The organism is uncultured Microbacterium sp., assembly GCF_947632095.1.
In the GTDB taxonomy this organism is placed as follows: Bacteria; Actinomycetota; Actinomycetes; order Actinomycetales; family Microbacteriaceae; genus Microbacterium.
The window spans coordinates 1-11,798 of the sequence record NZ_CANROA010000025.1 but is presented as its reverse complement, the minus strand read 5'-3'; the positions used below and the strand labels follow the sequence as shown (position 1 = coordinate 11,798).

Annotated in this window: 14 protein-coding genes and 1 tRNA gene; 11 read left to right on the top strand and 4 right to left on the bottom strand. The window is 65.8% G+C overall.

All coding sequences use genetic code 11. The features are described 5' to 3' along the window. Window positions 1–126: 126 nt before the first annotated feature. From rplU to Q0Z66_RS07965, 10 genes are all read left to right on the top strand, one after another. Window positions 127–435, top strand: coding sequence for a 50S ribosomal protein L21 (gene rplU / locus Q0Z66_RS08010; protein WP_298039955.1), 309 nt, complete (start codon window positions 127–129; stop codon window positions 433–435). Window positions 436–453: 18 nt separating this feature from the next. Continuing rightward, entirely contained in the window at window positions 454–711 is a 258-nt protein-coding gene (gene rpmA, locus Q0Z66_RS08005; RefSeq protein ID WP_144796514.1) for a 50S ribosomal protein L27, read from the top strand. Window positions 712–808: 97 nt separating this feature from the next. Further along, entirely contained in the window at window positions 809–2,320 is a 1,512-nt protein-coding gene (obgE, locus tag Q0Z66_RS08000) for a GTPase ObgE (protein ID WP_298039951.1), read from the top strand. After that, complete coding sequence (proB, locus tag Q0Z66_RS07995; RefSeq protein ID WP_298039949.1) at window positions 2,317–3,120, top strand: glutamate 5-kinase; 804 nt, start codon at window positions 2,317–2,319, stop codon at window positions 3,118–3,120. The genes obgE and proB overlap by 4 nt, the downstream gene beginning before the upstream one ends. 46 nt (window positions 3,121–3,166) lie before the next feature. Further along, the gene (locus Q0Z66_RS07990) at window positions 3,167–4,432 is read left to right on the top strand and encodes a glutamate-5-semialdehyde dehydrogenase (RefSeq protein ID WP_298039947.1); all 1,266 of its coding nucleotides are present in this window, start codon (window positions 3,167–3,169) and stop codon (window positions 4,430–4,432) included. A 52-nt stretch (window positions 4,433–4,484) separates the two neighbouring features. Continuing rightward, complete coding sequence (locus tag Q0Z66_RS07985) at window positions 4,485–4,700, top strand: hypothetical protein (RefSeq protein ID WP_298039945.1); 216 nt, start codon at window positions 4,485–4,487, stop codon at window positions 4,698–4,700. A gap of 5 nt (window positions 4,701–4,705) precedes the next feature. Then, entirely contained in the window at window positions 4,706–5,308 is a 603-nt protein-coding gene (nadD, locus tag Q0Z66_RS07980; RefSeq protein WP_298039943.1) for a nicotinate-nucleotide adenylyltransferase, read from the top strand. Continuing rightward, entirely contained in the window at window positions 5,305–6,339 is a 1,035-nt protein-coding gene (locus Q0Z66_RS07975; RefSeq protein ID WP_298039940.1) for a hypothetical protein, read from the top strand. The genes nadD and Q0Z66_RS07975 overlap by 4 nt, the downstream gene beginning before the upstream one ends. Continuing rightward, entirely contained in the window at window positions 6,339–6,719 is a 381-nt protein-coding gene (gene rsfS, locus Q0Z66_RS07970; protein ID WP_298039938.1) for a ribosome silencing factor, read from the top strand. Before Q0Z66_RS07975 ends, rsfS begins: the two co-directional genes overlap by 1 nt. A 1-nt stretch (window position 6,720) precedes the next feature. After that, the gene (locus Q0Z66_RS07965) at window positions 6,721–7,410 is read left to right on the top strand and encodes an SDR family oxidoreductase (RefSeq protein ID WP_298039936.1); all 690 of its coding nucleotides are present in this window, start codon (window positions 6,721–6,723) and stop codon (window positions 7,408–7,410) included. Window positions 7,411–7,471: 61 nt separating this feature from the next. Here the strand turns inward: Q0Z66_RS07965 and Q0Z66_RS07960 are convergent, their stop codons facing one another. The 3 genes from Q0Z66_RS07960 to Q0Z66_RS07950 form a co-directional block, all read right to left on the bottom strand. Continuing rightward, entirely contained in the window at window positions 7,472–7,603 is a 132-nt protein-coding gene (locus Q0Z66_RS07960) for a putative transporter small subunit (protein ID WP_298039933.1), read from the bottom strand. Next, window positions 7,603–9,270, bottom strand: a complete 1,668-nt coding sequence (locus tag Q0Z66_RS07955; RefSeq protein ID WP_298040007.1) for a sodium:solute symporter family protein — start codon at window positions 9,268–9,270, stop codon at window positions 7,603–7,605. Before Q0Z66_RS07955 ends, Q0Z66_RS07960 begins: the two co-directional genes overlap by 1 nt. A 430-nt stretch (window positions 9,271–9,700) precedes the next feature. Then, a complete protein-coding gene (locus Q0Z66_RS07950; RefSeq protein WP_298039931.1) occupies window positions 9,701–10,843 on the bottom strand; it encodes a calcium:proton antiporter in 1,143 nt (380 codons plus the stop codon). A 226-nt stretch (window positions 10,844–11,069) separates the two neighbouring features. Here Q0Z66_RS07950 and Q0Z66_RS07945 point away from each other — a divergent pair, with 226 nt between their 5' ends. After that, window positions 11,070–11,726, top strand: a complete 657-nt coding sequence (locus Q0Z66_RS07945) for an Lrp/AsnC family transcriptional regulator (protein ID WP_298039928.1) — start codon at window positions 11,070–11,072, stop codon at window positions 11,724–11,726. Here the strand turns inward: Q0Z66_RS07945 and Q0Z66_RS07940 are convergent. Next, window positions 11,718–11,790, bottom strand: a tRNA-Ala gene (locus tag Q0Z66_RS07940). The two genes, Q0Z66_RS07945 and Q0Z66_RS07940, sit on opposite strands and share 9 nt — an antisense overlap. Window positions 11,791–11,798 lie beyond the last annotated feature (8 nt).

The following is an 11,798-nucleotide window of genomic DNA, read 5'->3' as shown; positions in this document are numbered from 1 at the left end:
GAGTCGTCCCCACAGGTCGATGGGCTGAAGCCTTCTGCTCCCATCCGTCTGACTTGCGACGAACGCAGGCACAGTCTTCCCGTGAGATTTTCGGAGCCCTCAGCTCCCCAACGAAACAGGTATCAAGTGGTTTACGCAGTAGTGCGCGCCGGCGGACGGCAGGAGAAGGTCGAGGTCGGCACGATCGTTCAGCTCGACCGTGTTCAGGCGGCTGAGGGCGAGAAGATCGAACTTCCCGCCGTTCTCTTCGTCGACGGCGCCACGGTGACCACCGACGCTGACAAGCTCGCGAAGGTCAAGGTCACCGCTGAGGTCATCGGCAACCTCCGCGGCCCGAAGATCGTCATCCAGAAGTACAAGAACAAGACCGGTTACAAGAAGCGCCAGGGCCACCGTCAGGAGCTCACGCGCGTCAAGATCACCGGCATCAAGTAAGCGGAAGAGGCTTAGGACATGGCACATAAGAAGGGCGCAAGCTCCACCCGCAACGGTCGTGATTCCAACGCCCAGCGACTGGGTGTTAAGCGTTTCGGCGGTCAGCAGGTCAACGCAGGCGAGATCATCGTCCGCCAGCGCGGCACGCACTTCCACCCCGGCGTGAACGTCGGACGCGGTGGCGATGACACGCTGTTCGCTCTGGAAGCGGGCGCGGTCGAGTTCGGCGCGAAGGGCGGCCGCAAGGTCGTCAACATCGTCGCCGCTGCTCAGTAATCGCAGCACAGCAGACATTCCGGTTCGGGGCGGGCTTCGGCTCGCCCCGTCCGCGTATCCGCGCATGTCGCGCGGGTGCATTGATTGAGAGGGACACATGGTCACGTTTGTCGACACGGTGACGCTTCATCTGCGCGCCGGCAAGGGCGGCAACGGCTGTGTGTCCGTTCTGCGCGAGAAGTTCAAGCCCCTGGGCGGGCCCGATGGTGGCAAGGGCGGGGACGGCGGCGACATCGTTCTCGTCGCCGACACCCAGACCGGCACGCTGCTGCCGTACCACCACGCTCCGCACCGCTCATCCGGCAACGGCGGCTTCGGCATGGGCGACCACCGCTCGGGTTACGACGGCGAGACTCTTGAGCTCCCCGTTCCGGTCGGCACCGTCGTCAAGACACCAGAGGGCGAGATCATCGCCGATATGGTGACTCCGGGGGAACGCGTCGTGGTCGCGGAGGGCGGCCAGGGCGGGCTCGGAAATGCAGCGCTCTCCGGTCCGAAGCGCAAGGCTCCGGGCTTCGCGCTCCTCGGAACTCCTGGGTTCGAGGGCGATGTCATCCTCGAGCTCAAGACCGTCGCCGACGTCGCGCTGGTCGGCTACCCCTCGGCGGGCAAGTCGAGCCTGATCGCCGCGATCTCCGCTGCACGGCCGAAGATCGCCGATTACCCCTTCACCACGCTGCACCCGAACCTCGGGGTCGTGCAGGCGGGCGATGCCCGTTACACGGTCGCCGATGTCCCGGGCCTCATCGAGGGCGCGAGCGCAGGCCGCGGCCTCGGTCTCGAGTTCCTCCGGCACGTCGAACGCTGCTCGGCGCTGCTGCACGTCCTCGACTGCGCGACGCTCGAGCCGAACCGGGACCCGATCTCCGACCTCGACGTCATCCTCGCCGAACTCGAGGCGTATGAGGTGCCCGAGGGGCAGACCCCGCTCCTGGAGCGCCCGCAGCTCATCGCGCTGAACAAGATCGATGTCCCGGAAGCACGTGATCTCGCGGATCTCGTGCGTCCGGAGCTCGAAGCGCGCGGTTTCCGCGTCTTCGATATCTCCACGGCCTCCCACGAGGGCCTGCGTCCGCTGACATTCGCGCTCGGCGAGATCGTCGAGCAGCACCGTGCTGAGACGGCCGTCGAAGTGCCGGCTGAGCGCGTCGTCATCCGTCCCCAGGGAGCGGAGAAGGGCTTCAGCGTTCGCCTGGAGGGCGGTTCCTACGGGAACTATTACCGAATCCTCGGCGAGAAGCCCGTGCGCTGGGTTCAGCAGACGGACTTCCAGAACGAGGAAGCTGTCGGCTACCTGGCGGATCGCCTCGAGCGGCTCGGCGTCGAGACCGAGCTCTTCCGCCTCGGCGCGACTCCGGGCGCGACCGTCGTGATCGGTGAGGGCGACGGACTCGTCTTCGACTGGGAGCCGGCGATGACCTCCGCCGCGGAGATGATGACCGCTCCGCGTGGAACGGACCCTCGCTTGGCGCCGAACAGTCGCCGGACCACGAACGAGCGGCGCGAGCAGTATCGCGAGCGCATGGACGCTCGAGCGGCATTCCGTGCCGAGCAGGACCACAAGCGCCGGGTCACGGCAGACGAGGACACCGACGGAGCCGTCGAATGACCGCACGCTCCCGTGCGGATCTCGGTGCAGCTCGTCGAGTCGTCGTCAAAGTCGGATCCTCCTCGATCAGCGGTGAGGCATCCTGGCGAATCCCGATGATCGTGCACGCCCTGGCGGCTGCGCACGGGCGGGGGTGCGAGGTGATCCTCGTCTCGTCAGGAGCGATCGCCACCGGCATCCCCTTCCTCGACCTCGAGTCGCGCCCGACGGATCTCGCCACGCAGCAGGCGGCTGCCGCCGTCGGGCAGAACATCCTCGTCTACCGGTATCAGGAGGCGCTCCGGCCCTTCCGGATCGTCGCGGGCCAGGTCCTGTTGACGACCGTCGACCTGGAGACCGCTACCTCCCGGAGCAACGCCAAGCGGGCGATGGAACGTCTGATCGGTCTGCGGATCCTCCCGATCGTGAACGAGAACGACACGGTCGCCACGCAGGAGATTCGCTTCGGCGACAACGACCGCTTGGCTGCGCTCGTCGCCCAGCTGGTCGATGCCGATGCGCTTGTACTGCTCAGCGATGTCGAGGCGCTCTACACGAAGCCGCCTACCGAGCCCGGCGCGGAGCCGATCGACACGATCCCCGCCGACGCCGACCTCTCGGACCTTGAATTCGGTGCGACGGTCGTGAACAGCGTCGGCACTGGTGGGGCGGCCACGAAGGCCTCGGCAGCGCGTCTGGCGGCTGCCGCGGGCATCGGCGTGCTCGTCACCAGCGCCGACCTCATCGACCGTGCGCTCCGCGGGGAGGAGCTCGGAACGTGGTTCGAACCAGCAGAGCCCGAGCACTTCGCGACGATCTGATCGTCATCTCGGCGGCGCTGCCCGCGGCTCTGGGTACACTGACCGAATGAGCGAAGCGTCCCTCACCGTCCCCCTGCACGACCGTCTCGCGTTGGCCAAAGAAGCCTCACGCGCCACGGCACAGCTCACGAGCGCCGAGAAGGCGGATGCGCTGGAGTCGATCGCTGCGGCGATCGAGTCGAGCGCGGCGGAGATCATCGCCGCGAATGAACGCGATATCGCCCGTGGCCGCGCATCGGGCATCGCCGATTCCCTGGTCGATCGCCTCCGCCTCGATGAAATCCGGGTGGCGTCGTTGGCGTCGGCAGTGCGGGAAGTCGCGGCACTCGGTGATCCCGTCGGCCAGGTGGTCGGCGGTCACCGGTTGCCGAACGGCGTGTCCCTCGAGCAGGTTCGCGTGCCCTTCGGAGTCGTCGGGGCGATCTACGAGGCCCGTCCGAACGTAACCGTCGATATCGCTGCTCTCGCACTGCGCTCGGGCAACGCGGCGGTGCTCCGCGGCGGGAGCGCGGCGGAGGAATCGAATACCGTGCTCGTCCGGGTGATGCGCGAGGCCCTGGCATCGGCCGGGATCACCTCCGAAGCGATTCAGACCGTTGACGACTTCGGACGCGAGGGGGCCCGTGCGCTCATGCAGGGGCGAGGATTCATCGATGTGCTGATCCCGCGGGGCAGCGCGTCGCTGATCGAAACGGTCGTCACCGAATCCACGGTTCCGGTCATCGAGACCGGGGCGGGCAACGTGCACATCGTGCTCGATTCCACCGCGCCCGAAGACTGGTCGCGCGAGATCGTTGTGAACGCCAAGACGCAGCGTCCGAGTGTGTGCAACGCGGTCGAGACGGTGCTGGTGCTACGTGATGCCGCAACGCGGCTCGTGCCGCTCGTCGCGGATGCCCTCCAGAGTGAAGGCGTTGCGATCCACGGTGATGATGTCGTCGCCGGCATGGTGGCCGGCGTGATCCCGGCCACGGATGAGGATTGGGAAACCGAATACCTCGGGCTCGAGATCGCGATGAAGGTCGTCGACAGCCTCGATGACGCGCTGGCGCACATCCGGCAGTACAGCACGGGCCACACTGAGTCGATCATCACGACCGATACCCGCAACGCAGACCGGTTCCTCGCCGAAGTGGATTCCGCTGTCGTGATGGCAAACGCCTCCACGCGCTTCACCGACGGCAGCGAGTTCGGCTTCGGCGCCGAGGTCGGGATCTCCACCCAGAAGCTTCATGCCCGCGGTCCGATGGGGCTCGCCGAGCTGACCAGTACGAAGTGGTTGGCGCGTGGGTCCGGTCAGACCCGCGCGTGAGAGATAGGATGGGGGAGCGTCTTTTCGCACCCGGACAGGAAACGGAGTCAGGATGAACCTCGTCGCACACATCGCGATGGCAGCCGCTGAGACGGAGCACCACGGAAACGTGCAGCTGGAGACTTTCATCTTCGGCGTCATCGCGGCGGTGATCTTCGCCCTGTTCGCCCTGGTGACCTTCTCGTATCGCCACGTCTCGAACCGTCAGGCGGCCACTGACGACGCTTCGCACGGCGCCGACAGTCACGGGGCAGGGCACAACCACTAGGGCCTATGGAGAACACGACCACGCGCCCTCCCCGCATCGGGGTGATGGGCGGAACGTTCGATCCGATTCACCACGGCCACCTGGTCGCGGCGAGCGAGGTCGCGCATTCGTTCGACCTCGACGAGGTCGTGTTCGTCCCCACCGGCCACCCGTGGCAGAAGTCGAAGGTGAGCCCGAGCGAGCACCGTTATCTCATGACGGTGATCGCAACGGCATCCAACCCTCAGTTCACGGTCAGCCGTGTCGATATCGATCGCGAGGGCCCGACCTACACGATCGATACTCTGCGTGATCTACAAGCAGAACGACCAGACGCGGAGCTCTTCTTCATCACGGGCGCTGATGCCGTAGCGCAAATTCTCAGTTGGAGAGACCATGATGAGTTGTGGAAGCTGGCTCATTTCGTTGCCGTGTCTCGCCCGGGGCACGTGCTCAGTATCGATGGCCTGCCGAGTGGAAACGTCAGTCAGCTGGAAGTTCCGGCCCTTTCGATCTCTTCGACGGCATGTCGTGAGCGTGTGAAGGAAGACCAGCCTGTCTGGTACCTCGTTCCTGACGGGGTCGTTCAGTACATCGCGAAGCATCATCTGTATCGGAGCAAGTCATGACTACACCGGATCAGCCGGGCAATCAGCCCCTGACCCGCAAGCAGTTGCGGGAGATGCGTCTGACGGGCGCGACGCCCGTGATCAGTGATGCGATGGCAGCGCCGCCAGTCACACCCGCGCCCGTGGTGCAGACTCCCGTCGAGGCCGCTCCGGTGGCGCCGGCAGTGCAAGCGACGGTACGCGAAGCACCGGCGGAGGCCGCCAGCCGCAACCCGTTCAGCCGGCGCCGCCCCCGCATCGAGGACTCCTATTCGTCGCCGATCACCCAGGACAACCTCCCCAGCAGAGTCGCTGATGAGAACGAGGGTGTCGATGACTCGGCCACGGCCGTGAATCCGCGTAGCGCTGCCTTCGCCGTCGATGTGCCGACGGGCAACTACTTCGAGACGCCGACGACTGCTCCGCAGCAGGTTCCTCTTCAGCAGCCCTATGTGCCGGAGACGCCGGAGACACCGACGGCGACGGCGCCGCAGCACGTCGACGATTCCTCCGGCGCGAGCACCGCCACCCCCCGTTTCGAGGATGCAGTGGCGCGTCCGACCGTGAACCCGGCGTTCGGACAGGACATCCTCGACGAGAACCCCCCGGTAGCCCCGGCGGCTTCGTCGTTCGACGAGCTCATCACCACGGATTCGGGCGGCTCGCACCGTGCGCCGAACACTCTGATCTTCACCCCGTCGGCGAACGAGGGCTCGCTGTCTGGGCCCGTCGCGTCAACCGGCGAGGTCCTCGTCACCGGGAGCTACGACCTGCCGGCCGGCATCGGGTCCCACGGGCATGCTCATGGAACCACCGACGGCAAAGATGTGGATGCCGTACTCATCGATGGCGAGTTGCCTCCGGCATCCTCGCCGACCCCGATCGCGGCCAGCGCCGCGGTCAGCACCATCAAGCCTGCCGGTGAGGTCATCCGACCGCCGGCGCCTGAAAAGGGCAACAAGCTCATGCTGATTTTGGCGATCACGGCGGGCGGGCTCGCGCTTGCCCTCGCTGTGGCGCTGATCTTCGCCTTTACTACGAATGTGATCTAATGCAGTCTCCCGAAAACGCCGTTCAGATGCTGCAGCTGGCAGTGGATGCCGCTGTGTCGAAGGGCGGCGAGGATCTCGTCGCGCTCAACGTCTCTGAACCGCTCCCGCTCGTCGATGTCTTCCTCATCGTGACCGGTAACAGCGAACGCAATGTCGCTGCTATCGCCGATGAGATCGAAGACAAGCTCATCGAGGCGGGCCACAAGCGCGTACGTCGCGAGGGCCGTCAGGAGTCGCGCTGGGTTCTTCTCGACTTCGGCGACCTCATCGTTCACATCTTCCACGGTGAAGAGCGTTCGTACTACGACCTCGAGCGCCTGTGGAAGGACTGCCCGACCGTGCCGTTCGAGATCGCTGAGCCGAGCACCGAGCAGGTCTGAGATGGCTGTGCACCTGATCACGGGCGCCGGGTCAGGAATCGGCGCTGCTCTTGCGCAACGCCTTCACGATCGCGGTGATGATCTGGTGCTCCTGGCGCGTGACGCGGGGCGTGCTCGTGAGCTCGCTTCGCGTTTTCCACGCGCTGCGACACTGGTCGGCGATCTCGCCCAGCCGGGGCGCCTGTCGTGGGCGTTCTCCAAGCAGCCTCTGCCGGAGCGCATCGATTCGTTGGTGCATGTCGCGGGCGTTGTGGATCTCGGTCCGGTCGCCGATCTGCCCTCCTCCCTCTGGGAGCAGCAGCTCGCCGTGAACCTCGTGGCGCCGGCAGAGCTCACACGTTTGATGTTGCCTGTGCTGCGCGTGTCACGAGGCCAGGTGCTCTTCGTGAACTCCGGGGCGGGCCTGCGGGCGAACGCCGACTGGGGTGCGTACGCGGCGTCCAAGCATGGGCTCAAGGCCCTGGCCGACGCCCTGCGCGCTGAGGAGGCCGAGCATGGTGTGCGGGTCACTACGGTGTATCCGGGGCGCACAGCGACGCCGATGCAGGAGAAGGTGCACCGTCAGGAGGGCGCCGACTACGTCGCGGAGCGGTTCATCGACCCCGAGTCGGTGGCGACCTCGATTCTCACCGCGCTGGATCTTCCGCGCGACGCGCAGATCACGGATCTGTCGATCCGTCCGGGCATCTGACCGATAGACGAAGGGGCGGTGCCGGATTCGATCAGGCACCGCCCCTTCGCCGTTCGCGCGATCAGATGATCGAACGGCCTTCCTGCTTCGCCTCGCGGGCGTCCTTCGCGAACGCGCGAATGATCACGGCGAGCACGCCGATGACGACGACCGGCCAGACCAGGACGTACGCGGTGAGAATGATGATCTCCATCAGTGATCCTTTCCACTCAGACGGTTGGCGGCATCAGCATCCGTCAGCACGCCCTCCGCCTCGGTGATGACGTCGTTCTCCGCGGTGTCGAAGTCGCCCGTGCGGTGACGGATGACCGAGAAGTCGAACCTCTTGGTCTTGTTCATCATGGTGAGGGCGACGCAGACGATCGTGCTGACCGCGTATGCGACGAGCGAGCCCGACAGCACCGGATAGGTGTGCAGGAACCCGATCGCGAACGGGGCGGATGCCACCGTGGCGATCGACCCGACGATGACAGCGATGCGCAGCCCGAAGAACCCGAACGCCATCAGTGCGAGCACGATGCCGATGCCGATGACCGAGAGGACATCGCTGGCGATTCCGAGTCCGCCGGAGAGATCGATCCACTCGAACCGCACGGGCAGGAATGCGGCCAGAGCCGTGACGACCGCGACGCTGAACGCGACGTTGGTGACGCGGTTCCAGTAGAAGCTCGCGATGACGGGGAACACGAGAGCGCCCCACATAGCGCCGACGAAGACCAGGAGATCGAGGATGTTGAACTGCATGGTAGCGAAGCACAGGGCGGCCGCGGTCGCGCCCACCATGGTGAGCCGGCCGACCAGCAGCATCGTCTTCGGGTTGGCGTTCTTCTTGCCGGCGATGTTCTGGCCGTAGATGTCGGCCATCATGATCGACGAGAGCGCCGTCATATCGGCGTCGGCCGTCGACGACAGCGAACCGATGATCATGACGAAGAACACGCAGATCAGGATGGGCGGCAGGTAGGTGGCGGCCATCTGCGGGATGAGGTTGTTGACGTCGCCGCCCATGGGCTCGATGCCTGCGTACAGGGCGAGGACGCCGAGCATGCCGATGCCGATGATGGATGCGCCGTAGCCGAACGTCGCGGTGACGAACGTCTTCTTGATGAGGTCCTCGCGAACAGCGAACAGGCGCTGAGCGATCGTCTGGTTTCCGATCGCGTAGGCGAGCACAGCCGCGATGTACGGTGCGCCCTGGCTGAAGAACGCGTCAGAAGAGAAGAAGTCCCCCTGCTGCGGGGTGAGGTTCTTCGCGCCCGTGACGAACAGGTCTGGGCCACCGGCGGCGAAGAAGATCACGGGAACGATGATCGCCACCGCACCCAGGATCGCGATGACCTGCATGAAGTCGGTGAGCACCGATGCGCGGAATCCCGACCACAGAGTGTACGCAAGGACACCGATCGCAATCGTGACGATGCCTTGCGTGAAGGTGAACGGCGACAGCATCGATACGAGCGCGCCACCGGCGATGAGATTCGAGGTGAGGCTGATCACGCTGCCGAGGACGTTGGATCCGGCGAGCATGAGCTGGCTGGAGCGGCCGTGCCTGACGAACATGACCTCGGCGATCGTATGCGCCTTGGGCGCGACCTTGCGGATGCGGCGACCGAACGGGTAGATGAGCAGGATCATCAGGGCGCCCCAGAGGCCGTAGTGGATGGGGCCTGAGATGCCATACGTGTAGCCGGACGTGGCCGAGGCGTACATCGATGACGCCCAGATCCAGGTCGCGGTCATCGAGGCGGCCGAGATGCCGAAGCCGATCTTTCCGCCGGCTGTCATATAGCCGTCGGCGTTCTCCTTCTTCTTGGAGATGCGTATCGACATGTAGAGGCTGCCGCCGAAGAACAGCAGCATGAGCAGGACGACAATCGGTCCTGAAAGGGTTTGGAGGTCTCCCACCGGTGGTTCTCACTTTCTCGTCGTGGTGCGGCTTGGCCGCTTGGCGAAGAAAGGAACGCGCTAAATCGGGGTGAAGACGAAGGTGTTGCAGCGGGAAAGGGGGGCGAGTCTCAAGACTTTCTGCATGGCGATGAACGAACCTGGACCACTGAGGCGCATGGCAGCGCACAGACGAGAAGTCCGGGGTGCGGCTCCTTTCAGAGGGAATCGTGCGTGAGAAGACGGTCGTCGCCTCGGGCGGAACGGGCTGAGTGCAGTGCGCGCACCGGGTGGTCGCAGGGAGCGCTTGGCCTTCCTGCTCACGCGGGTGCGAGCATCCTTTCCACCATAGCAAGTTCCCAGCTAGCCTGATCCGCCGGGCGGTTCCCGCTCCTGGTCAGCGGATTCAGCTGAACAGCACGACACCGTATACGCCGAAGAGCGCGAGGTGCGCGGCGCCGTGCATGGCCGTGATCCGCTGGGACGCGAAGGTCGCGAGGGTGAGCAGGAGCGTCGTGCCGAGCAGCAGCAAGTCCGCAGGAGTTTCGGCGAGGATGACTTGCTGCCCGGTGGCCATGCCGATCACGAGCACCGCGGGGATCGTCAGCCCGACGGTCGAGACGAGCGCGCCGTGGCAGAGGTTGATGACGCGCTGAGGTTCCGCGGCGAGCGCCGCGCGGACGGCGGTGATGGATTCCGGGAGGAAGACGATCATGGCGATGAGGACTCCGGCGAGCGCGACGGGCGCGCCGAGGCGCCCGAGCCCGTCATCGAGCTGCGAGGCCATGTCGTGGGAGAGGAGCACGATCGGCACGACCGTCACGACCAGTAGGCCCAGGCGGATGATCACTTCGGTGCGGTGCTCGCGAAGAGTCTGGGCGATCGGCGGGCGGGGCTGCTCCTGCTGCGGGCGCGCCGGCGTGGACCGGGGGAGAGCCTCCATGAAGTCCGCGGCCTGGCCGCCCATCTGACGGGCGAGGAAGAAGGCGTAGAGTCCGATGGTCAGGATGATGATCGGAATCTCCTGCGCGACCGTGTACGCACCATCCTTGCCGATCAGCGTCGGCAGGCCGAAGGCCAGGGCGATGAGCACGACGAGCATCGCGAGGTATGCCGACGAGCCGGTGCGGTTGTGGGCGAGCCCGCCGTGGCGCATGCCGCCGACGAGCAGTGCTATGCCGATCACGAGGTTGAGGATGATCATCGACACGGCCATCACGGAGTCGCGGGCGATCGTCGCGTGCTCGCCGGGGCCGAGCATCACGGCCGAGATCAGGATGACCTCGATCAGCACGATGGACAACGTCAGCACGAGTGAGCCGTAGGGATCGCCGAGCCGATGGGCGAGCGCCTCGGCCTGTTTGACAACGCCGAAGGCGCAGACGAGGATCACCCCGATGATGATGCCGAGTGCGATGACGAGCACCGGTCCGGACGGTGTCGCGAGCAGAGGAGCGGCGATGAGGAGTGCGATGAACGCACCCCACCCGAGAATGATGCGGGTGATGTCGGATGCGGTGACGAAACGGTTCAGCGTGAGAGGGGACACGATCTGCTCCTGAGAGTGGGGCCGTCCCCGGAAGAATGTCACCGGCGCGGGTCGTCCCACGCGGTCGCCTGTCGTCGAGGATAGCAAATCCCGGCTGAACTGCCCCCGACGCCACTCCCGTCAGCGCGGGCCGAGGACGGAGAGCACCGCTGTGGTCGCCAGCTGCACGCCGGCCTCCAGCGTCGCTTCCATGGTCGGGGCGAATCGGGGAGCGTTCGACTGGACCGTGAGCACACTGAGCCGTGCGCAGATCGAGCGCTTGCGCACGATCGCGGGTCCGCGTCGGCATTCGCCGGCCCCGCTTCCCGAGAGCTTCGCCGACATCCTGCAGGTGCTGTGCCGTGACGGCCGCGTATCCGCTGCGGAGGTCGCAGCTGCGACGGGTCTGGCGCCGACGACCGCGCGGCGGCGATTGCAACGAATCTTCGACAGCGGCGCACTCGTCTTCCGATGCGATGTGGCGCAGGCTGCTGCGGGCTTCCCCCTCGCATGCCAATGGCATGCGAGGCTGCCCGTCGAGAAGCATCGCGAGGTGGCGCGGATACTGCGCGATTGCGGCGCACTGCGCTTGTGCGCGTCGATCACCGGGCCGTCGAATTTCATGTTCATGTTCTGGCTGCGAAATCCGGCGGAGGTCATGGATCTAGAGCGTCAATTGGCCTCACGTCTGCCCGAGCTGCGTGTCACGGAGTCGACGATGATCTCCCACATCGCGAAGCGGATGGGCTGGCGCCTGGGGGGGGCGATGGGCGTGCGACGGGCGAGGTGCAGGCGCCGGGATTGGCGTGGAGTGTGCCGCGGCTCAGCTGACGGGTTCGAACGGCCGACGCAAAAGCAGAAGTCCCGCGGATTTCTCCGCGGGACTTCGTTTCGGTGGACCTGAGGGGACTCGAACCCCTGACCCCCTGCATGCCATGCAGGTGCGCTACCAGCTGCGCCACAGGCCCATCTCGTT

What these genes read in the sequence shown, in the direction of transcription:
- rpmA (WP_144796514.1), top strand. Translation starts at nt 454, where the DNA reads ATGGCACATAAGAAGGGCGCAAGCTCCACCCGCAACGGTCGTGATTCC.
- obgE (WP_298039951.1), top strand. Translation starts at nt 809, where the DNA reads ATGGTCACGTTTGTCGACACGGTGACGCTTCATCTGCGCGCCGGCAAG.
- proB (WP_298039949.1), top strand. Translation starts at nt 2,317, where the DNA reads ATGACCGCACGCTCCCGTGCGGATCTCGGTGCAGCTCGTCGAGTCGTC.
- Q0Z66_RS07990 (WP_298039947.1), top strand. Translation starts at nt 3,167, where the DNA reads ATGAGCGAAGCGTCCCTCACCGTCCCCCTGCACGACCGTCTCGCGTTG.
- Q0Z66_RS07985 (WP_298039945.1), top strand. Translation starts at nt 4,485, where the DNA reads ATGAACCTCGTCGCACACATCGCGATGGCAGCCGCTGAGACGGAGCAC.
- nadD (WP_298039943.1), top strand. Translation starts at nt 4,706, where the DNA reads ATGGAGAACACGACCACGCGCCCTCCCCGCATCGGGGTGATGGGCGGA.
- Q0Z66_RS07975 (WP_298039940.1), top strand. Translation starts at nt 5,305, where the DNA reads ATGACTACACCGGATCAGCCGGGCAATCAGCCCCTGACCCGCAAGCAG.
- rsfS (WP_298039938.1), top strand. Translation starts at nt 6,339, where the DNA reads ATGCAGTCTCCCGAAAACGCCGTTCAGATGCTGCAGCTGGCAGTGGAT.
- Q0Z66_RS07965 (WP_298039936.1), top strand. Translation starts at nt 6,721, where the DNA reads ATGGCTGTGCACCTGATCACGGGCGCCGGGTCAGGAATCGGCGCTGCT.
- Q0Z66_RS07960 (WP_298039933.1), bottom strand. Translation starts at nt 7,603, where the DNA reads ATGGAGATCATCATTCTCACCGCGTACGTCCTGGTCTGGCCGGTCGTC.
- Q0Z66_RS07955 (WP_298040007.1), bottom strand. Translation starts at nt 9,270, where the DNA reads ATGCTGCTGTTCTTCGGCGGCAGCCTCTACATGTCGATACGCATCTCC.